General features: G+C 43.7%; 20 protein-coding genes. 11 read left to right on the top strand and 9 right to left on the bottom strand.

Annotation, left to right across the window (positions count from 1 at the left end; translation table 11 throughout):
• Positions 1–17: 17 nt before the first annotated feature.
• The 6 genes from bioB to bioD all read left to right on the top strand — a co-directional run bounded on the left by bioB (position 18) and on the right by bioD (position 5,892).
• Positions 18–998, top strand: coding sequence for a biotin synthase BioB (gene bioB, locus DWX23_RS07170; protein WP_122373989.1), 981 nt, complete (start codon positions 18–20; stop codon positions 996–998).
• 13 nt (positions 999–1,011) lie between these two features.
• Entirely contained in the window at positions 1,012–2,298 is a 1,287-nt protein-coding gene (gene bioA / locus DWX23_RS07165; protein WP_122373988.1) for an adenosylmethionine--8-amino-7-oxononanoate transaminase, read from the top strand.
• Complete coding sequence (locus tag DWX23_RS07160) at positions 2,295–3,449, top strand: 8-amino-7-oxononanoate synthase (protein WP_122373987.1); 1,155 nt, start codon at positions 2,295–2,297, stop codon at positions 3,447–3,449. Before bioA ends, DWX23_RS07160 begins: the two co-directional genes overlap by 4 nt.
• A 362-nt stretch (positions 3,450–3,811) precedes the next feature.
• Positions 3,812–4,474 (top strand): DUF452 family protein, encoded by a 663-nt coding sequence (locus tag DWX23_RS07155; protein WP_122373986.1) that lies wholly within the window; start codon positions 3,812–3,814, stop codon positions 4,472–4,474.
• Complete coding sequence (bioC, locus tag DWX23_RS07150; protein ID WP_122373985.1) at positions 4,450–5,208, top strand: malonyl-ACP O-methyltransferase BioC; 759 nt, start codon at positions 4,450–4,452, stop codon at positions 5,206–5,208. The genes DWX23_RS07155 and bioC overlap by 25 nt, the downstream gene beginning before the upstream one ends.
• Positions 5,209–5,214: 6 nt before the next feature.
• A complete protein-coding gene (gene bioD, locus DWX23_RS07145) occupies positions 5,215–5,892 on the top strand; it encodes a dethiobiotin synthase (RefSeq protein ID WP_122373984.1) in 678 nt (225 codons plus the stop codon).
• An 89-nt stretch (positions 5,893–5,981) separates the two neighbouring features.
• Here the strand turns inward: bioD and DWX23_RS07140 are convergent, their stop codons facing one another.
• The 6 genes from DWX23_RS07140 to DWX23_RS07115 form a co-directional block, all read right to left on the bottom strand.
• Positions 5,982–6,377, bottom strand: a complete 396-nt coding sequence (locus DWX23_RS07140; protein WP_122354009.1) for a YkvA family protein — start codon at positions 6,375–6,377, stop codon at positions 5,982–5,984.
• A gap of 63 nt (positions 6,378–6,440) precedes the next feature.
• Complete coding sequence (araJ, locus tag DWX23_RS07135; protein WP_122353891.1) at positions 6,441–7,616, bottom strand: MFS transporter AraJ; 1,176 nt, start codon at positions 7,614–7,616, stop codon at positions 6,441–6,443.
• A 66-nt stretch (positions 7,617–7,682) separates the two neighbouring features.
• On the bottom strand, positions 7,683–8,570 hold the full coding sequence (locus tag DWX23_RS07130; protein WP_122373983.1) for an outer membrane beta-barrel protein: 888 nt from the start codon (positions 8,568–8,570) through the stop codon (positions 7,683–7,685).
• Positions 8,571–8,590: 20 nt separating this feature from the next.
• Complete coding sequence (locus DWX23_RS07125; RefSeq protein WP_122373982.1) at positions 8,591–9,064, bottom strand: hypothetical protein; 474 nt, start codon at positions 9,062–9,064, stop codon at positions 8,591–8,593.
• 12 nt (positions 9,065–9,076) lie between these two features.
• Positions 9,077–9,604 carry a hypothetical protein gene (locus tag DWX23_RS07120; RefSeq protein ID WP_122373981.1) on the bottom strand — a complete coding sequence of 176 codons (528 nt, stop codon included), beginning with the start codon at positions 9,602–9,604 and terminating at the stop codon, positions 9,077–9,079.
• Positions 9,601–10,110, bottom strand: a complete 510-nt coding sequence (locus DWX23_RS07115; protein WP_122354010.1) for an RNA polymerase sigma factor — start codon at positions 10,108–10,110, stop codon at positions 9,601–9,603. The genes DWX23_RS07120 and DWX23_RS07115 overlap by 4 nt, the downstream gene beginning before the upstream one ends.
• A gap of 97 nt (positions 10,111–10,207) precedes the next feature.
• On the opposite strand from DWX23_RS07115, the gene DWX23_RS07110 reads away from it, so the two are divergent.
• From DWX23_RS07110 to DWX23_RS07090, 5 genes are all read left to right on the top strand, one after another.
• Complete coding sequence (locus DWX23_RS07110) at positions 10,208–10,888, top strand: response regulator transcription factor (protein ID WP_122353895.1); 681 nt, start codon at positions 10,208–10,210, stop codon at positions 10,886–10,888.
• A gap of 4 nt (positions 10,889–10,892) precedes the next feature.
• Positions 10,893–12,161 carry a HAMP domain-containing sensor histidine kinase gene (locus DWX23_RS07105; protein ID WP_122373980.1) on the top strand — a complete coding sequence of 423 codons (1,269 nt, stop codon included), beginning with the start codon at positions 10,893–10,895 and terminating at the stop codon, positions 12,159–12,161.
• Positions 12,162–12,228: 67 nt separating this feature from the next.
• Positions 12,229–12,669, top strand: a complete 441-nt coding sequence (locus DWX23_RS07100) for a PepSY-like domain-containing protein (RefSeq protein WP_122373979.1) — start codon at positions 12,229–12,231, stop codon at positions 12,667–12,669.
• A gap of 23 nt (positions 12,670–12,692) precedes the next feature.
• Positions 12,693–13,541, top strand: coding sequence for a PepSY-like domain-containing protein (locus tag DWX23_RS07095; RefSeq protein WP_122373978.1), 849 nt, complete (start codon positions 12,693–12,695; stop codon positions 13,539–13,541).
• 122 nt (positions 13,542–13,663) lie between these two features.
• Positions 13,664–14,113 (top strand): PepSY-like domain-containing protein, encoded by a 450-nt coding sequence (locus tag DWX23_RS07090; protein ID WP_122373977.1) that lies wholly within the window; start codon positions 13,664–13,666, stop codon positions 14,111–14,113.
• A 44-nt stretch (positions 14,114–14,157) separates the two neighbouring features.
• Here the strand turns inward: DWX23_RS07090 and DWX23_RS07085 are convergent, their stop codons facing one another.
• The 3 genes from DWX23_RS07085 to DWX23_RS07075 all read right to left on the bottom strand — a co-directional run bounded on the left by DWX23_RS07085 (position 14,158) and on the right by DWX23_RS07075 (position 18,643).
• Positions 14,158–14,700 carry a hypothetical protein gene (locus DWX23_RS07085; protein WP_233587537.1) on the bottom strand — a complete coding sequence of 181 codons (543 nt, stop codon included), beginning with the start codon at positions 14,698–14,700 and terminating at the stop codon, positions 14,158–14,160.
• Positions 14,701–14,711: 11 nt separating this feature from the next.
• Positions 14,712–16,832 (bottom strand): glycoside hydrolase family 172 protein, encoded by a 2,121-nt coding sequence (locus DWX23_RS07080; RefSeq protein ID WP_122373976.1) that lies wholly within the window; start codon positions 16,830–16,832, stop codon positions 14,712–14,714.
• A 110-nt stretch (positions 16,833–16,942) separates the two neighbouring features.
• A complete protein-coding gene (locus DWX23_RS07075) occupies positions 16,943–18,643 on the bottom strand; it encodes a RagB/SusD family nutrient uptake outer membrane protein (protein WP_122373975.1) in 1,701 nt (566 codons plus the stop codon).
• Positions 18,644–18,649: the final 6 nt, after the last annotated feature.

Genomic DNA, 18,649 nt, shown 5'->3' with positions numbered 1-18,649 from the left:
TAAAAGACAAGAGCGATATGATTGAAACACTTAAACAGTTTGTTATTGAAGGGGGAAAAATAAGTGAAGAACAAGCGATTACTTTATCCCGGTGTACCGATAAAGAGGCTTTATATAAAGCCGCCCACCAAATAACACGGCATTTTATGGGAGATAAGTTCGATACCTGTTCCATTATCAATGCAAAAAGCGGGAATTGCAGCGAGAACTGTAAATGGTGCGCACAGTCCGGTCATTACAATACGGTCGTTGCTTTGTATCCTTTACTTCCGGCAGAGGAATGCGTTCATCAGGCATTGCATAACCGTCAGCAGGGAATCGAACGTTTCGGACTGGTGACCAGTGGAAAACGGCTATCCGACGGGGAAATAAAAAAGCTGACTGAAACAGTCAGGTATATTAAGCAGGCAAGCGATATCAAATGCTGTGCTTCCCTGGGACTTCTGAACAAAGAACAATTAAAGGAATTACGTGAAAGCGGCGTTGAGAACTATCATTGCAATATAGAAACAGCTCCCTCCTACTTCCGTACCTTATGTACGACACATACAATCGAACAAAAACTGGAAACGATCCATATGGCCAGGGAAGAAGGTTTCCGTATCTGTTCCGGTGGTATAATAGGTATGGGAGAAACGATGGAACAACGGATAGAAATGGCCTTACTGCTACAAAAAGAGCAGGTTCATTCTATCCCCTTGAACTTATTGCAACCGATACCCGGAACGCCGCTAGCCGGTACTCCGCCACTATCCGAAGAGGAGTTTCTGACTACGATCGCCCTATTCCGCTTTATCAATCCGAATGCTTATCTCCGTTTCTCCGGCGGACGTTCCTTGCTGAGTAAGGAAGCGCAACAAAAAGCATTATATATAGGTATAAACGCAGCCATCATCGGCGACCTGTTAACGACTATCGGAAGCTGCGTGGATGAAGATAAAGAACTTTTCACCGAAGCAGGTTATTCATTAACGAGAGAAACCGACTGGGTCGGATAAAACAGACAGACAAATGACTACAGAAGAATTATTACAATACGACAGAGAGCATGTATGGCATCCCTATACATCGACGATCGATCCGCTCCCCGTTTATCCGGTAGCAGGAGCAGAAGGTGTGGAAATTATCCTGGCAGACGGAAGACGACTAATCGACGGTATGTCTTCCTGGTGGGCAGCGGTTCACGGATACAATCATCCGGTACTCAACGCGGCAGCCAATGAACAATTAAAGAAGATGAGCCATATTATGTTTGGTGGTATTACCCATGAACCGGCTGTCGAGTTGGCACAAAAGCTATTGGATATACTTCCCCCTGAAATGGAAAAGATATTCTTTGCCGACAGTGGTTCGGTTGCCGTCGAAGTGGCGATGAAAATGGCTATCCAATACTGGCAATCAGAAGGAAAAACAAATAAACATGCTTTTGCGACTATCCGTAGCGGATATCACGGCGATACCTGGCATGCGATGTCTGTCTGTGATCCGGTAACGGGTATGCACGGAATATTTGCCGGTAGCCTTCCGGTACAGTATTTTATACCTCAACCTTCCGTGAAATACGGGGAAGAATGGAATGAAGATGCCATGAAACCATTGGCAGACTTGCTGCAACAGCATGCCGGTGATATTGCCGCCCTGATACTGGAACCTATCGTGCAGGGAGCCGGAGGGATGTATTTCTACTCACCTGCTTTTCTGGTACGTGCCAAAGAGTTATGCGAACAATATGAGGTATTACTGATCTTTGACGAGATCGCTACCGGGTTTGGTCGTACAGGCAAACTCTTTGCCTGGGAACATGCGGGGGTTGTTCCGGATATCATGTGCATAGGAAAAGCACTGACAGGAGGCTACCTGACATTATCGGCTACGCTGACAACGACACGGGTAGCAACGACGATCTGTTCCGGTGAAGCCGGTTGTTTCATGCATGGTCCGACCTTTATGGGAAATCCGTTAGCCTGTGCCATTGCTTCCGCCTCCGTTTCATTGCTTCTGGAAAGTGGCTGGAAAGAAAAGGTAAATGCTATCGAAAGGCAACTCCGCCGTGAACTGGCACCAGCCCAATCATTCGGGAATGTAAAGGAAGTACGAGTATTGGGAGCCATCGGTGTAATTGAAATGAAAGAACCTGTCCATATGGCAATCCTGCAACGTCGCTTTGTGGAGGCAGGCATCTGGGTCCGTCCGTTCGGCAAGTTGGTTTACCTGATGCCTCCGTTTATTATCAAGCCGGAAGAGCTGAGTATATTGACCTCCGGTGTATTAAACTGTATTGAAGAAACAGGACAATGAAAGATTATAATTCCATATTAAACCAACTCAAGGCTACAGGTAGCTATCGCCTGTTACCAGCCGTCACACATCACGGTTACCAGATCGAGAAAGAAGGTCAGACCATGCTTAACCTGTCTTCCAACGATTATCTGGGGCTGGCATCCCGCTCCGACCTTCAAAAAGCATTTCTGGAGGAATGGAAAGAACAGGAATACCCTTTTTCCTCCTCTTCCTCCCGCCTGCTGACCGGAAACTTTACAGTTTACACGGAACTGGAACAACTGCTGGCCGAACGCTTCAACCGCGAAGCTGCCCTGCTCTTCAACAGCGGCTACCATGCCAATACCGGAATACTCCCGGCACTGGCCGACAAACAGACAGTCATCCTTGCCGATAAATTGGTACATGCCAGTATCATCGACGGTATTTTACTCAGCGGCGTTCCTTTCCAGCGTTACCGTCACAATGATTACAATCACCTGGAAACTTTATTGAAAAGATTTGCCGGAGAATGCGAGCAACTGTTTATCGTTACAGAAAGTATCTTCAGCATGGATGGGGATATCGCAGATCTCCGCCGCCTGGTCGAACTAAAGAAAACTTATCCGAATGTCGTTTTATATGTCGATGAAGCACATGCCATCGGTGTACGCGGTAAAAACGGATTAGGGATTGCAGAAGAACAAGGCTGTATCGCAGACATAGACCTGTTGGTCGGTACGTTCGGGAAAGCATTGGCTTCGATGGGGGCTTATGTCATATGTGACCGTACCATCCGGGAATATCTGGTCAATTACATGCGTCCGCTGATATTCAGCACCGCCTTACCGCCTTTCCAGATAGCCTGGACACGGTTTATCTTTGAACGGCTGCCGGATTTTACACCTCTTCGCGAAAGGCTTGCACAGACTAGTCATCTACTGGCTGAAGCACTCGAAGGGAAAGGTGGAGAGATCAGTGAAAGTCATATCATCCCTTATATCATCGGAGAGAATACCGATTGCATTCTCAAAACTGAAGAGTTACAGCGCAAGGGCTTCTACTGTCTGCCCGTTCGTCCCCCGACGGTTCCGAAAGGGACATCACGGATACGCTTCTCATTGACGGCAGATGTAACGGTAGATGACGTATACCGATTGATTGATACAATTGCTAAGGTGAAGATTTGATATAAAGAACTTATTGATGGAATTAATCTGCTTTACAATTAGAAAGAAGTGAACCTATCTGAGCATAAGTCTCAGTCATCAATAAGACATACTTAGTTACAGGTTCATTTGCCGTCTGCTTCAGCTGACGGATTGGTAAATGATCTATCTCATTGGACTTTAGTCCCATTTTAAACAGTCTTACTATTTAAGAGAAATGCGGCTAAAGCCAAAAAAGGGATACAATCTGTAGACCGTTGGTTAAAACCAACGGCAAATGAACCTGTAATAGTCATGTCACTTTGATTATAGGATAGTTCAAATTTGATAAAAGGTGAATTAAGTTAATTCCGTTAACCAGTATAAATAATTAATTGAATAATATGAAGATACAAAAACAAACAGACATCCGAAATCGTCGCCTCCTTCTGTTTTTTGCCGGATGGTCCGCTACACCGGAATTATTCGTCCGACTGAAAGCGGAAGAAGGTACGGACATTATGATCTGCTATAATTACAGGGTGTTGACATTTGAAGAAGATCTCACCCGTTATGAAGAAATAGACCTCATCGCGTGGTCTATGGGAATTCGGATGGCAGAACTGACTCTGGCCGGTAAATACACATTCACCTCTGCCACTGCCGTTAACGGTACCTCCTTCCCGATACATGACACATACGGTATCCCTGAGAAGATTTTCCAGGGAACACTCGACAACCTGACAACCGAAGGTCTGAAACGTTTCAACCGCCGGATGTGCGGTACTCGTGACATACTGGCACAATACGAAGCATTCCCTCCCCGGCCATTAGAAGAAATAAAGGAAGAATTACAATTCATCTATGACTCCTGTAAGGAACATTCTGAGATAAATTCACAATCCACTCCTTCCCCTATTCCCTGGACACGGGCAGTCATCAGCTCGGATGATCATATTTTCCCGGCAGCCAATCAACATAACTATTGGGATGAACGTTGCCCGGTAATAGAAATAACAGCCCCTCACTATCCCTTTTACTTATGGAAACAGTGGAACGAATTATAACCCGCTTCAGCCGTGCGCTTGACAGCTACGACCAACATGCCGATGCCCAGCAGCAAATCTGCCGGAAGTTAACAGGGCTGTTATCACGCTACACCAGCATGCACTTCCGGCGTACATTGGAAATAGGCTGTGGCACAGGAGGTTTCACCCGCAACCTGAAAGATAGTTGTGTGATCGACGAATGGTATCTGAACGATCTTTGCGAAGGTTGCCATGATAAGATAGCCGAACTCTTTCCGGGACAATCGACCGCTTTTATTCCTGGTAATGCAGAAGAGATCGATTTTCCCGATCGTTTCGATCTGATTGCCTCTGCCTCTGCCTTTCAATGGATGAAAGAGCCGAAACTACTCCTACATAAGCTGGCAGAAAGACTTACTCCGAATGGCATTTTAGCATTCAATACCTTCGCCCCCGGTAATCTGGCAGAGATCAAACAACTGACCGGAGCAGGCTTAAACTATCCACCGACCAACCGGTTGACGGAATGGCTGGAAGAAGATTTCCATCTGCTCCATCTTCGGGAAGAAGATATTATCCTCACGTTCGATACTCCCCTCGACGTGCTTCGCCATCTGAAAAATACAGGGGTAACAGCAACCGGCGATGGCCAGTGGACACGTGGCAAACAAACTCGTTTCTGCCATGATTATCAGCAGTTGTTCCACACAAACAATAATAAAGTAACACTCACTTACCGCCCGCTTTATGTGTTGGCGGTAAAAAAACAATAGACTAAAATGAAAGGAAAAGTATTCTTTATCTCAGGTATCGACACGAATGTCGGCAAAACCTACGCTACAGGTATCCTTGCCCGTACTCTGGCTGCAAAAGGCCATACAGTAATCACGCAGAAGATGATCCAGACCGGTTGTACGGAAGTATCTGAAGACATCGAAATGCATCGCCACCTAATGGGTATCCCGTTTACAAATGAAGACAAATCAGGTGCCACGTGCCCTTATATCTTCACGTATCCCTGTTCACCACATATGGCAGCCGAACGTGATAAACGCGAGATTAATCTGTCTAATATTACAGTTAAAACTCAATACCTGCAAGAATTATATGAGTATGTATTGCTTGAAGGGGCGGGCGGATTGATGGTACCGAATGATTTTAAATCCCTGGCAATCGATTATGTGAAACGTGAACATTATCCTCTGATCCTTGTCACTTCCGGTAAACTGGGAAGTATAAATCACACGCTCCTGAGCCTTTTTGCCTGTCGTGAGTATGGTATTAAGGTAGAAGCTGTCATCTATAACCTTTATCCCCGGACTGATAAATTGATCGAAGAAAATACACTTGAATATCTCAGCCGGTATATCTCCCGTGAATGGCCCGGTACTCAACTGGTCGTTATGCCCGAACAAACCGAAGGTAAAACTCCACTTCCTCTCAATATCAACTTATAACAGAAAACACGATAAAGACACGATAAAAAAGAAGGCTTACACTCTGAATCCCAGAAAGTGTAAGCCTCCTTGTCAATATAACAAGCTCTTTATACCTGGTCCGTCCCCATGATTTCCGCTACACGTCCATTGGCCCGCGCTTTGATCTCCGGGGTAATACTGTCTTTTATCAGATTAATGACCAGAGTCATTACAGCAATATCGTCAGTAAAACCGATCACCGGAAGAATTCCGTCAGGGATCAGGTCGACCGGCAGGATAAAGTAACCGAGTGCACCGATAATATAAGCTTTATGCTTGACCGGTACCTTCTCATCCTGCAATGTGTAATAAAGAGTGAAGACAGGCAACAAAACCGTGGCACCGACTTTCTTCGCTACACGTTCCACCTTTTTCCAAAAACGGTTATCCGAGTAATACGTACCGTACTTTTGTACCTCGTGTACTTCCTCGAAAGGGACATCTTCTATTCTTTTTGTACTCATATCCATACTGTTTTATATGTAAAAAGCGTATTCGCCACTCTTACATACACAAAGATAAATAATTTATGCCGGAATACAAGCAGTCCGGAAATGACGGCGTTCAAACCGCCGGCTAAAATAACTTAATAACAGGAATCCGGCAAAAGCAGATGCAGCTCCAGGAAGCGCAGCATATTCATAGCTATACCCTGCCTCTATAGGCAGGCCACCACAATAAGCACCGAGCGCATTCCCCAGATTAAAGGCGATCTGTACACTGGCTGCCCCAAGCATCTCTCCTCCTTTCGCATTTTGTATAAGCAAAAGTTGCTGTGGTGCCGATACGGCAAACAAACAGGTTGTCCCCACACACATAAGTAACACGGAAATCCAGGGATTTGCGGCACAAAAGAAGATCAATACCAAAGTCAGGCACATCACGCCTTGTGTTACGGCAGCTACCCGTCCCGGAGTATAAATATCGGAAAGACGTCCGCCCAATATATTACCGACACACATGCCGAGTCCTGCCAACACCATGATAACGGTCATCTCGCCTGCCGGAAAGCCGGATACCTGCGTCAACAACGGTGTGATATAACTATATAAACAGAAGAAACCGCCGTTCCCGAACATCGTCGCAAAGATCAGCAGCCAAGGAGCCAGATTCTTCAGAAAACGAAACTGTCCTTTAAAACCATTATCCGGTAATGCCGCCACATACGGTACCCACCGCCAGATAAACCAGAACACAATCAGTCCCCAGCAGGCAGCACTGAAAAACGTAGCCCTCCACGAAAGAACATGGCTGATATAAGTTCCCAGCGGTACAGCCAACAGGTTCGCCACCGTCATTCCGGAGATCATAATAGCCACAGCCTCCGATTTCTTTCCTTCTGCAGCCAATCGTTCAGCCACGATCGAACCCACTCCGAAGAATGCTCCGTGAGGCAAACCGGATATAAACCGCATTGCCATCATTGTCCAATAATTAGGAGATAGTGAAACAAACAGATTCCCTACGATAAAAATAGAGACAAGCACAAGCAGGATTTGCTTCAATGGTCTTGTGCGGGCCAGCAATACCAATAAAGGCGCCCCTGCACAAACTCCCAATGCATAAGCAGAAATAAGATGTCCGGCCTCAGGAATAGTAATACCCAAATCGTGAGCCACATCGGGTAGTATCCCCATCATTACAAACTCGGACAGGCCAAGCCCCAACGTTCCGAACGCCAGGGCGATAAGACTTTTCTTCATAACCGATAACCTAAATTTTCGGTCGCAAAGTTAGCACATCAAACAAATATATTGGTTAAAATTATGTTATAAGTGTAGTTGCAACCCGAAAGAAATCGGATGAAGTGCCGGACCTTTATTATTCTCAAACATTTCAATGGGTGAGTATTTAAAATAAGCACCTATACAACCGACACCGGCCTGAAAAAGAAGGTCCATAGTCACGGGCCGCAGGTTCATACCGCCATCCATCTTCTGCTTTTTAGTCTTTCCCCGTTCGTCGTCGTAAACGACTTTGGAAGAAGAAGTTGTCTTGATGACACCCACAACACCACCGGAGACGAAGAAACGAGGTTTATGCCTTTTCTTCGGTGTCTGCCATTCGAGCAATACCGGAATGGTAAGACTGGTCGTATTCAGTTTGCTCTTTTTATAAACAATACCTTCGGCAGCAGGAACTAATCGGGTGACACCATCCACTTCCTGAAAATGGGCATTTTCATCTATACGGTATCGGTTCCAGCGCAAACCGGCTCCTGTTACCAACGCCCAGTTATAACGGGAGAAAGGGAAACTGAATTCCATAAAATTCAGGTTATATTCCAGCGATTTTCCTTTTCGCAGAGAGATATCATCGCCGGTAAAGCTATTAAAGCCCATACCGAAACCAGCCCAATGAGCAGAGAAATCTCTGTCCCAGGTAGGAACAGGAATGTTCAACGTCTTGATATGTTTACGGCGTTCGTACACACGACCGTCACGATATTGCCCTTCAAAAACCATCTCATCGTCTATTGCCTCTCCTTCTTCAGACAGTTCATACACACGGACTTTCAACCGGTCTCCGTTATCCTTTACTTCTATACGTTTCTTTTCCAATGTAATGACCGTATCGGTCGGCATCGGTTCAACTTCTGCTGCCAGCAAGCCCATTACAGGAAAACAGGCTGCCAGGATCAGTAATAATCTTTTCATCTTTGTATTGTTTTATTCGTTTATAAATCTTTTTTAGTGAACAGGATCGTGATCAGGTCGTCACTATCCAGATCTCCTTCGATATAGACCAGAGTGATTACTCCTTTCGCATTGACCTTGAAGAGGACAAAACGATTTATGTCGGCTTCTTTACCCGGTAACTGATAATAAGCGGAGATAACGCCGCCATCATCGGTTACCTCCTTGATTTTGCGGGCCCCTTTCTGATCGGCTTCCAGGCATTGCCGGGTAAAGTTCAGAGCTTCCGGATCATTCTTGATCGTGATACTTTTATAACGGGTCATCCCATAAGTTTCAAGCATCTCGTTCGACAGTTCCACCATCGTCACATTCTTCTTCCGTCCGTAACGTTGGAAAACGTCCTGTATCTTCAGGTCTTTCTGCATCACTGCTGTCTCCGTTGCTCCGGCACCGGCAGGAAACAGGATCAGGACTGCCAACCATACTAATAATGTGTATTTTATCTGTTTCATCGCAACATATTTTTATTCGTCATCACTAAAAATGGAACCTAGTTCCTTTAACTGGTTATCTATAAGCCGGCGGTCTGCCGCATCGCTATCCTCTTCGGGGAAATATTCATCCGCAGGAGTGGCCACCTCATGCAATGCCTCGAAAGCGGAAGAGCGTACTTTATGTATATCGGTATAGCACCGTCCGTTTATCACTACGTAATTATCAGAACAAAAGCACGGGTCTACAGGATATAATAACTGGCTGACTCCCAGGAATGCCAGCACACAAGCGGCTACCGTCGAAAGAATATAGACCACCGACCTGCGACTTAACCGGAAATGCCGTTCCTGAATTACCCCGGGAGCGATCTCCGACCATATCTCCTCCGCCTTGTCTTTCCCTTCCGCAATCTCCTCATCGAAATAAGCGAACATAGGTCTGTAAGCGGATAAATGATCCGGAACATGGTCCGAAGCAAAGAAACGGCGAAGTTCCCGCTCCTCGTCGGCCGAGGTCTCTCCTTCAAAATACCGATCCAATAATTCTTCTATATTCATAATTGCTCCTGTTTGTTTAACTGTAAAAATTGTTCCCGTATCTTCTTTCTGGCTCTCGAAAGGTTTACCCTGACCGCTTCGATCTGTGTGCCTGTTATTTCGGCAATCTCCGCCAGTTCATAGCCTTCTACGTCTTTCATCCGGATAATAGTCTGCTGAAGTGTCGGCAATTGGCTGATCAGTTGCCGGATCCGGGCTGCGGCATCCTGTTGTTCCAGCTGCTCGTCCGGCGGCCTGTATCCGGAGTCCAACGCGAGACTGGTTATATCGGGACCTTCCGGACGACGGGCACGCAGTTTATCTAAAGCCAGATTCTTAGTCACCTGCATCGCCAGTGCTTCCACACTATGATAACCGTCCAGCTTCTCACGGATATACCACAGCTTCAAAAAAGCCTCCTGCACGATATCTTCGGCATCGGCCTTTTCCTGTATCAGTTTCAGGGAAAAGTTGATCAGCTTATCCCTGAGTGGTATGACGGTTATTTTAAACGTTTCGAGTTCCATTCTGTTTATATGACGGCAAAGGAAAGAAAACATAACATGAATATTCCAGTTTTTTGCCAGAATTATTGCATAACTTTGTAAACAAACAAGATAGCTCATGAAAATCCTGATTGTAGAAGATGAAGATTCTTTACGTGAAGTAATGATCCGTTCGCTGGAAAAGGAACGTTATGTCGTGGAAAGTGCAGCCAACTATCATGAAGCATTGCTGAAGATCAATGATTATGATTACGACTGTATCGTGCTGGATATCATGCTACCGGGGGGTAGCGGCCTCGACCTGCTGGAAGAACTGAAAAAGATGCGGAAGAAAGACAGCGTGATCATCGTTTCCGCCAAAGATTCAATCGAAGATAAAGTGACCGGTCTCGACCTCGGTGCCGACGACTATCTGACAAAGCCTTTCCATCTGGCAGAACTGAATGCGCGTATCAAATGTATCATCCGCCGGAAACAACAAGACGGCGAACTGCATATCAATCTGGCTAACATTACTGTCTATCCGGACCGTCATGCCGTATATATTAATGATGAAGAGTTGGTCCTGAACCGGAAAGAGTTCGACCTGCTGTATTATTTTGTCACGAATCCCGACCGCCTGATCAGTAAAGGCGCCCTCGCCGAATCTATCTGGGGAGATTATATCGACCAGGCAGATAGCTTCGACTTTATCTACAGCCAGGTCAAGAACCTGCGTAAGAAACTGAAATCGGCCGGGGCTACCGCAGAAATAAAAGCAGTATACGGTTATGGCTACAAAATGATAAACGAAGAATAACTCCATGAAACTGATCCATTATACATTCCGTAACCTGTCTATCCCGTTACTACTTATTCTGACGGCCTGGGCATGTTGTTTCTATTTTGCCATCATGCACGAAATAGACGACGAGACCAACGACAGCCTGGAGAATTATAAGGAAATCATCATCAAGACAGTACTTGCCGACAGTACACTTTTACGTGACCATGTGGACATCATGACCAAATACTATATCCGTGAAGTCCCTGAACAGGAAGCAGATCTGGATAAAGATGAATTTTTCGACTCGACAACTTATATAGAAATAGAGATGGAATATGAACCTGTACGGGTACTGCGTACCTGGTTCATGACAGCCGACCGGAAATATTATGAACTGACGATCGAAACGTCCACATTGGAGAAGGAGGATATGGCAGAAGCTATTTTCTGGAGTATTATAATCCTTTATGCCAGCTTATTGTGCTGTATTTTACTGGTATCTCATTTCGTATTCAGAACCAGTTTCCGCCCTCTTTATACATTGATCAAATGGCTGAAAGAGTACAGACTGGGAAAACAACCGACTCCTTTGGTGAATGAAACCAAAGTAGAGGAATTTAAAATTCTGAATCAGGCAATCCAGACAACCATGAACCGGAGTACGGAAATGTACAATCAGCAAAAACAGTTCGTTGAAAATGCCTCCCACGAACTACAGACACCGTTGGCTATCTGTATGAATAAACTGGAACTTCTTAGTGAAAATCCGGATTGTACAGAAGAACAACTGATTGAAATAGCCGGGATCAATCATACCCTCCGGGGTATTATTAAGATGAATAGATCGCTACTGCTTCTTTCCCGTATCGACAATAAACAGTTTCCTGATACATCCGAAATAGAGATCAACCAGTTGATCAACAAATATCTGCCGGATTTCAAGGAGATGTATGAGCATAAAAATATACATGTCACTTATACGGAAACCGGCGCTTTGATGTGCACGATGAATGAATCGCTGGCTTCAACCCTGATCAGCAATCTGTTAAAGAACGCATTCGTACACAATAAAGAAAACGGATCGATCATCCTGACTGTAACTAACCGGACACTGACAATTGCAAACAACAGCGACAGTCCCGGACTGAATGAGGCAACCTTATTCAACCGTTTCGAGAAACAAACGCATAAGAAAGAATCGACAGGACTGGGACTGGCCATCGTTAAATCGATTGCATCCATCTACGGAATAAAAATAAAATATGAGTATAATGGCTTACACCAATTCATTTTAACATTCAAATGATCTGTTTTTCCCAAATCTTTCCCAAATGTTCCTTTTTCTTTGCAGTATAAATTAAAAGAAGAATATTATGAAGAAGTTAGGATTAATTATGGTCAGCCTGTTATTATCGACAATGGCTATTTTCGCAGACAACGAAAAAATAACAAGAGACAAGTCTGTATTGCCCTCTGTATGTCGTAATTTCATCTCTGCCAACTTCGGACAGACAGAGATCTCGCATATTAAGATAGAGAGCAATTTGTTAGGTACCAAAGGATACGATGTGATCCTGACAAACGGAGTAAACGTAGAGTTCGACAAATCCGGTGAATGGAAAGAGATTGAAGCGCGCCATTCTTCCATCCCATTAGGAGTCCTGCCGGAAAGGATAGCCAGTTATATCAGGAAGAATTTCCCCGATAACACGGTTATTTCTGTAGATAAAGATACACGCGAATATGAAGTTAAACTAAATAATGATCTGGAACTCAAGTTCGACCGTAACGGAAATTTCAAAAAGTTCGATTAATAACACAACAAAAAGAAATAAATATGAAAACAAAATTATCAGTATTAGCACTAGCGATGTGCGGCTTGTTAACTTTCACGAGCTGCGATGACGATGACAACAATTATCTGCCCGACCAAACCGTCACAAAAGCATTCGAAACCAAATATCCGGATGCCGGAAAAGTGGAATGGGAAACAAAGAACGGCTACGAGGTTGCAGATTTCCATTTGGGCGGAAATGATACTGAAGCCTGGTTCGATAATAAAGGTAACTGGCTGATGACCAAGACTGAAATCAATTTCGGTCTGCTACCTGAAGATATACGTCTAAGCCTGAAAGCAAATGAATATAAAGACTGGAAATACACTGAATATGATAAACTCGAACGTTCCAATACCGCTACAGTGTATGTGATCGAAGCAGAGCAGGGCGAAAAAGAAGTTGACCTGTATTACACAGAAGACGGTACGCTTATAAAAGTCGTTGACGATTCTATTAATGATAACAATAACTTCCAGCCCGTAACTATTCCGCAAGCTATCACTGACGCTATCAACGAAATGTATGCAGGCGCGACCATAGTTGAGTTCGACCAGGAAAAGACCGGTTTTGAAGTCGACATCCTGCACAACGGTATTTATAAAGATGTCTATTTTAATTCAAACAATGAATGGGTTTCTACGGAATGGGACATCACAGAAGATAAAGTACCGGCAATCGTCATGGATGCACTCAAAACTTCCGAATATAAAAATTACCGGATCGACGATATAGACCAGATCGAAAAACCGGCAGGTACTTTCTACTTGTTTGAACTGGAACAAGGAGATAATGATGTCGAAGTAACGATCAGTGCCGAAGGTAAGATCGAAAACGTCCGTAAAGATTAACAATGTAAAAAGAACTTTGTATAGAGTGAATTTGTTTCTTACGAGAATAAACTGCACGAATATAATGGCTGGACCTCCATTGTATTCGTGTTTTCTTTTATAAACAATTAAAATTAAACGTCATGAAAGAAAAACTATCTGTTTTAGCTATTCTCGTATGTTGTATCTCAGTATTTATCGGTTGTAACGACCACCAGAAAAAAGTAAATAAAACCATCGAAATCCCGCAGGCTCTCCAAAACTTTATCTCTACAAAATATCCGCAGGCAACAGTCCTGAAGTTTGACAAGGAAAAGAATGGTACAGAAGTCGATATAAAAGATAAGGATCTTGACAAAGAGGTTTTATTCAATGATAAGAACGAATGGATCAGTACTAAATGGGATACCCGTCCGGAAGATGTACCTGTTGCCGTCATGGATGAACTGGCCAGCTCCGCTTATAATCAATATAAAGTGTTGGAAGTAGATGCGATAGAAAAACCGGCAGGTATGTTCTACACTTTCGAATTGAAAATGAATAATAATGAGGTAAAACTCACCTTCGATTCGGAAGGACAACTGATAGAATAAAAAAGAAAATCCTCCGGATCCATTCCGGAGGACTCTTCACGACCTTATTGAATGCGCTTCTCCAATTCCTTCTGCCGGATATTATCCCAATACCGGCAATCCAACTCAAAAAAAGTGGATGTATAAGGTTTTGTCAAATTACTTTTCAATATGATCACATTAAAAATACGGCTTACACTATCCAAACGGGAAATTAACTGTTCATGAGGTATATATTGCAACCGATCCCCCAATAAATCCCCTGCACGCAACCGGAGTTCCGTCACACCGGGCACATCCGGTTCTTCCATAAACATCAATTCCCGATCCTGATATATAGTAGCCTTGATATGCGGTGCCTGATTTATTTCAGACATAACATACGACAATATATCCTGATAATCTTCTCCTGTATAAAATGTTTTAATACCTTCCTGGCTTTGCAACGGATAAGCCATATCGGTTACAACAATCCAGTTACGATGTCCCAATAAAAAAATATCCTTATGCAACTCATCTTTCCAGGAAAGCGGTTTGGAAATACATCCCTCCAGAAAAAGAAACAACAGACCAATCAATATATAACTCCGGTAATTCCTATATTTCATATCCGATAAGTTTAATTGTCTTTAAACAAAATGCAGTCCAATCCAAAATGATAAGCGGAAGCCTTTTCATTTTTACCGGCCACTTCTACTTTTAGTTCAAATGTATTGTTCACCGGTTGCTGTACTCCCAAGTCAAGTTCTTTATTCAAGATATCCGGACTGTAAGCATCCCAATCCTCTATGACCAATTTATTATTCATATAAATATTCAGTTTGGCAGAGACAGGGGTAGTAGTCAGATAAAGAATGACTTTTTTAGGATGATATTGTTCTCCAAAACGGAAAGAGAGATAATCGCCCACATTTTTAGCTTCTGCTAAAAGTTGTTTTGCCATACTCCATTTCGCATCACCCTTATCATTATCCATCGCCTGAACTTTACAGATCAATCCGTCAGAAAAAGAGTCCGGTTGTATATCTTCCAACTCAACAGCATCTTTTATACGGAATTTATTTGTCTGAGTTATCTTTTCCAAATCTTCTATCTGAGGAACCGGACTTGCTGCTGCCTCGATCATCGGACCCCTGTTATGAGTTGCCCCTTCTTTTCCGTACCAAAAAGAAGTAAGTGCATATTGCAGGATCGCATCCGGGCCTGTAGAGAAATTAAAAGCCTCCATATCCAACCTGAACCGGCTATTAAAAGGTATCGCATCCAGACTACGACTTCTCGTACAAATGTTATACCCACGTGTATGAGGATTTTCTCCGGTAAAACCCCGAGTCTCTCCTCCTACCCGGATATTCGCCAGGAAAGGAGTTGAAAATTCATCTTCACGACTCGGATGAACACCACCCGCCCAGCCATAATAATCTTCTGTCCCGGTTCCGAAATGAGATGGAAAACGACGGTCGAAATCTTCATCTATATAAATTTTTTCATCACCTTCCCCCCACCACCAGGGCAATGGATTCAAAACGGCAAAATTATCTCCAACATGGATACCTTCCCCTTTTACTTCGACAAAGGTCATGTCACGGACCGGATTTGCCAAATAAGGTTCATCTGTCCACCAGTTCGCATGGAAATAATAGGTATCGTTCGTCCATTTCCAGGGAGAAACTACCAAATCAGATTCCAACGTTACAGGAAACGAAGAATAGTTATGGATACGAATCTCACCTTTTTTCTTGTACGGCATAATCCAACGGCAAACCATCCTTCCGTCCTGGCGAACTTCCCGTTCCCAGGTCCGGTAAGGATCAACCGCATTCACATTTCCGAAAAAATCACCTAACGGACACCAGACTGCCGGTATATCATCAAACACTATCTCAAGAACAGTCGAACGCAAAGCCTGAGGTAAATTTTCTGCTGATAATTTAAACTCCATATTACGGATCGCGGACGTTCCTTCCGGTAATAAGATAGTCTCTGTCCGTTTACTACCTACGGAACCGGAAAAACAGACTTTTTCCCCTTTAGTAAAAGGGGTCGGATTTATCAATTCTTTCCCAACCAGCTCCACTGTAGCATGGTAACGGTCCATAAAATCCGGCTGAAATGTCTGAACTTCCACATTGGGGGAATAGGCCCTATAATTTATAATGTAGAAAAAAGAATCCCCTTCGACAGTCACTTTACAGCTTTTTCCAAACGGAATCGGTAAATACAGATCGCCGGCCCGGCAAGTATAAACAGCGAAAGGCTCTGGAGCAAAAGATTTACCGGTCAACAGACGGATCATATTGGTCCGTATCGTTGGTTCTTTAGCGCCATCCAGGTAAATCAAAATATCCGGCCCTTGACGATCATTGAAATCTTTATAAAAAAAGGGAGTCCATATTCTGGTCAATACCCCGGGACCATGACATTCCATTAAGACAGACTCCTCCTTACCGTTATTCATTTCTTTACGCAGATCAAATCCCTGGTCTCCATTCGCAAACCAGCCTGCCGGATCGTCCGGTGTCACAGAAGCACGGTTATAACTACTATTCTGCAATGATTTGTACGGAAACTCCGGCTTCTTTGTGACAACTGTACGATCAGTCATTTCGTTCAACAGCGATTCAAAAGTCACATCATATTGCTGAGCTTCGATATATGGCTGAAAACCAAACAAACAGGCAGTTATTCCCAAAAAGAATTTTATTCTTGCCGCTTTCACATATAATAATAATTGACCCATAAAAATACAACTATTTTGAATTTGAAAGCCCGGTCCCTGTTCCTGCTGGTTTTACTTATATACTCAGGATACCGGGCTTTTCTTATTCTATTGATTATTATTCTAATATACTATGACCAGCCCGGATTTTGCTCCAGGTTCGGATTCAGAAGTATCTGTCTGGTAGGAAGAGGGAACAAATAATGTTTCTCTTCAAATTTACGTTTACCGGTCGGCTCTACAATAATGTAATCATCTCCATTCTGAGGAAAATCAATATCTCCCCATCTTGAATCCGTGTCATACTGGGTACCCCTCCATAAAACACCTTCCAATGCCATCGGCATCTCTGTTTCCGCATTTTTCCAGCGACGCAGATCATCGAAACGGAACCCTTCAAGGAAAAGTTCGATTGTTCTTTCCCTGCGAATTTCAGTACGCATATCCAAACCATTCGTAGAAACGAAAGAGTTTGTCAAAGCAGGAAGTCCCGCACGATCTCTCAGTTTATTAATGGTCAAGTCCAGTTGCTGATCCGTTATACTACCATTCTTCTCAAATAAGGCCTCCGCATGTATTAATAGTACTTCAGCCAAACGGATAACAGGCCAGTCTACCCCGAACGGAGAAGGCACTTCCACCCTGAACTTAACAGCATAATACCCCGTTCGTGTCGTGTTTCCGAAATTGATATCATAAACATTTCCCCCATTAAAAGGATTATTCCAGTCACGGTTATATTCGGGAGGATTATTCGCCCAAAAACGAGTAAACGGTTTCTGCAATATATTTGTCATACGAAGATCCCTGTTTTCATATTCGCTTTCCACCGTTTTTCGTCCCTGGAATAAAGGAGATTTATTTATAGGCAAACCATCTGTACACAAAAACATATCCACAAATTTACGGGTGGCACTCGGGTATTTATGCGCGCTGCTGGTACCCGCCGCCCTTATATCCGCGTCAAAGCGATTCACTAAAATATATTCTTTCTGATCCAACTTCGTTAACCCGGCAACATTTGTTTTCCCTTTATCCAGCAAAAAGAAATACCGGTAACTTTCATCACCCAAAACATCCCTACGGTCAAAAAGAGCATACTGGTTACCGTTGATCACTTCACCCGTAGCAGAAATTGCCAGTTCCAACAAATCGTCCCCACTCTGTCCGCGATACTTACGCCAGGTACCTTCAAACAAAGCCACACGACCTTTAAAAGAAAGCGCGGCCTCCCGGCTTACCCGTCCTTTCTTTCCTTCAGCAATTTCATTTTCTTTTGGTAGCAAAGAAATTGCCTGATCCAAATCTTTCAAAATATGAGCAACAACTTCTTCCCGGCTGTTTCTCGGCCCGTAAAGCAATTCCGTATCATTCAAATCAAGTACTTTATCGATAATAGGAACCCCTCCGTAATATCTCAGTAATTCAAAATAGGCAAATGCTCTAAAGAAATGTGCTTCACCGACATATTCATTGATCTGATCCGCTAATTCGGGAACTAATACAGCTTTTTCCAGCAAGTACGTCGTATTCCTTATATTGACATAAGGAGCTTTCCACAAATCACTGTTCGGTTCAGGAGAATAACTACCGTTACTCACCGTATTTTCACTCCAGTCAACCAAAATATCGGAACGGACATCCTGACCGACTCCCGAACTGGGTAAAGTAAAATAAAACTGATTGGCAAACAGTTCAAATTGGCCTGCACTCTGAAAAAATGTCGACTCCGAATATTTGTCCTGCGGATATAGGCTCAAATCCTTTTCACAAGAACAAAATAAAATCACGGCCAACAGGAAACACATCGAATATACTATATTATTTTTCATAATCTT

The sequence above is a fragment of the Parabacteroides sp. AF18-52 genome, assembly GCF_003479145.1.
GTDB lineage: Bacteria > Bacteroidota > Bacteroidia > Bacteroidales > Tannerellaceae > Parabacteroides > Parabacteroides faecis.
This window is presented reverse-complemented; position numbering and strand designations above follow the sequence as displayed.

What these genes read in the sequence shown, in the direction of transcription:
- bioB (WP_122373989.1), top strand. Translation starts at nt 18, where the DNA reads ATGATTGAAACACTTAAACAGTTTGTTATTGAAGGGGGAAAAATAAGT.
- bioA (WP_122373988.1), top strand. Translation starts at nt 1,012, where the DNA reads ATGACTACAGAAGAATTATTACAATACGACAGAGAGCATGTATGGCAT.
- DWX23_RS07160 (WP_122373987.1), top strand. Translation starts at nt 2,295, where the DNA reads ATGAAAGATTATAATTCCATATTAAACCAACTCAAGGCTACAGGTAGC.
- DWX23_RS07155 (WP_122373986.1), top strand. Translation starts at nt 3,812, where the DNA reads ATGAAGATACAAAAACAAACAGACATCCGAAATCGTCGCCTCCTTCTG.
- bioC (WP_122373985.1), top strand. Translation starts at nt 4,450, where the DNA reads ATGGAAACAGTGGAACGAATTATAACCCGCTTCAGCCGTGCGCTTGAC.
- bioD (WP_122373984.1), top strand. Translation starts at nt 5,215, where the DNA reads ATGAAAGGAAAAGTATTCTTTATCTCAGGTATCGACACGAATGTCGGC.
- DWX23_RS07140 (WP_122354009.1), bottom strand. Translation starts at nt 6,377, where the DNA reads ATGAGTACAAAAAGAATAGAAGATGTCCCTTTCGAGGAAGTACACGAG.
- araJ (WP_122353891.1), bottom strand. Translation starts at nt 7,616, where the DNA reads ATGAAGAAAAGTCTTATCGCCCTGGCGTTCGGAACGTTGGGGCTTGGC.
- DWX23_RS07130 (WP_122373983.1), bottom strand. Translation starts at nt 8,570, where the DNA reads ATGAAAAGATTATTACTGATCCTGGCAGCCTGTTTTCCTGTAATGGGC.
- DWX23_RS07125 (WP_122373982.1), bottom strand. Translation starts at nt 9,064, where the DNA reads ATGAAACAGATAAAATACACATTATTAGTATGGTTGGCAGTCCTGATC.
- DWX23_RS07120 (WP_122373981.1), bottom strand. Translation starts at nt 9,604, where the DNA reads ATGAATATAGAAGAATTATTGGATCGGTATTTTGAAGGAGAGACCTCG.
- DWX23_RS07115 (WP_122354010.1), bottom strand. Translation starts at nt 10,110, where the DNA reads ATGGAACTCGAAACGTTTAAAATAACCGTCATACCACTCAGGGATAAG.
- DWX23_RS07110 (WP_122353895.1), top strand. Translation starts at nt 10,208, where the DNA reads ATGAAAATCCTGATTGTAGAAGATGAAGATTCTTTACGTGAAGTAATG.
- DWX23_RS07105 (WP_122373980.1), top strand. Translation starts at nt 10,893, where the DNA reads ATGAAACTGATCCATTATACATTCCGTAACCTGTCTATCCCGTTACTA.
- DWX23_RS07100 (WP_122373979.1), top strand. Translation starts at nt 12,229, where the DNA reads ATGAAGAAGTTAGGATTAATTATGGTCAGCCTGTTATTATCGACAATG.
- DWX23_RS07095 (WP_122373978.1), top strand. Translation starts at nt 12,693, where the DNA reads ATGAAAACAAAATTATCAGTATTAGCACTAGCGATGTGCGGCTTGTTA.
- DWX23_RS07090 (WP_122373977.1), top strand. Translation starts at nt 13,664, where the DNA reads ATGAAAGAAAAACTATCTGTTTTAGCTATTCTCGTATGTTGTATCTCA.
- DWX23_RS07085 (WP_233587537.1), bottom strand. Translation starts at nt 14,700, where the DNA reads ATGAAATATAGGAATTACCGGAGTTATATATTGATTGGTCTGTTGTTT.
- DWX23_RS07080 (WP_122373976.1), bottom strand. Translation starts at nt 16,832, where the DNA reads ATGGGTCAATTATTATTATATGTGAAAGCGGCAAGAATAAAATTCTTT.
- DWX23_RS07075 (WP_122373975.1), bottom strand. Translation starts at nt 18,643, where the DNA reads ATGAAAAATAATATAGTATATTCGATGTGTTTCCTGTTGGCCGTGATT.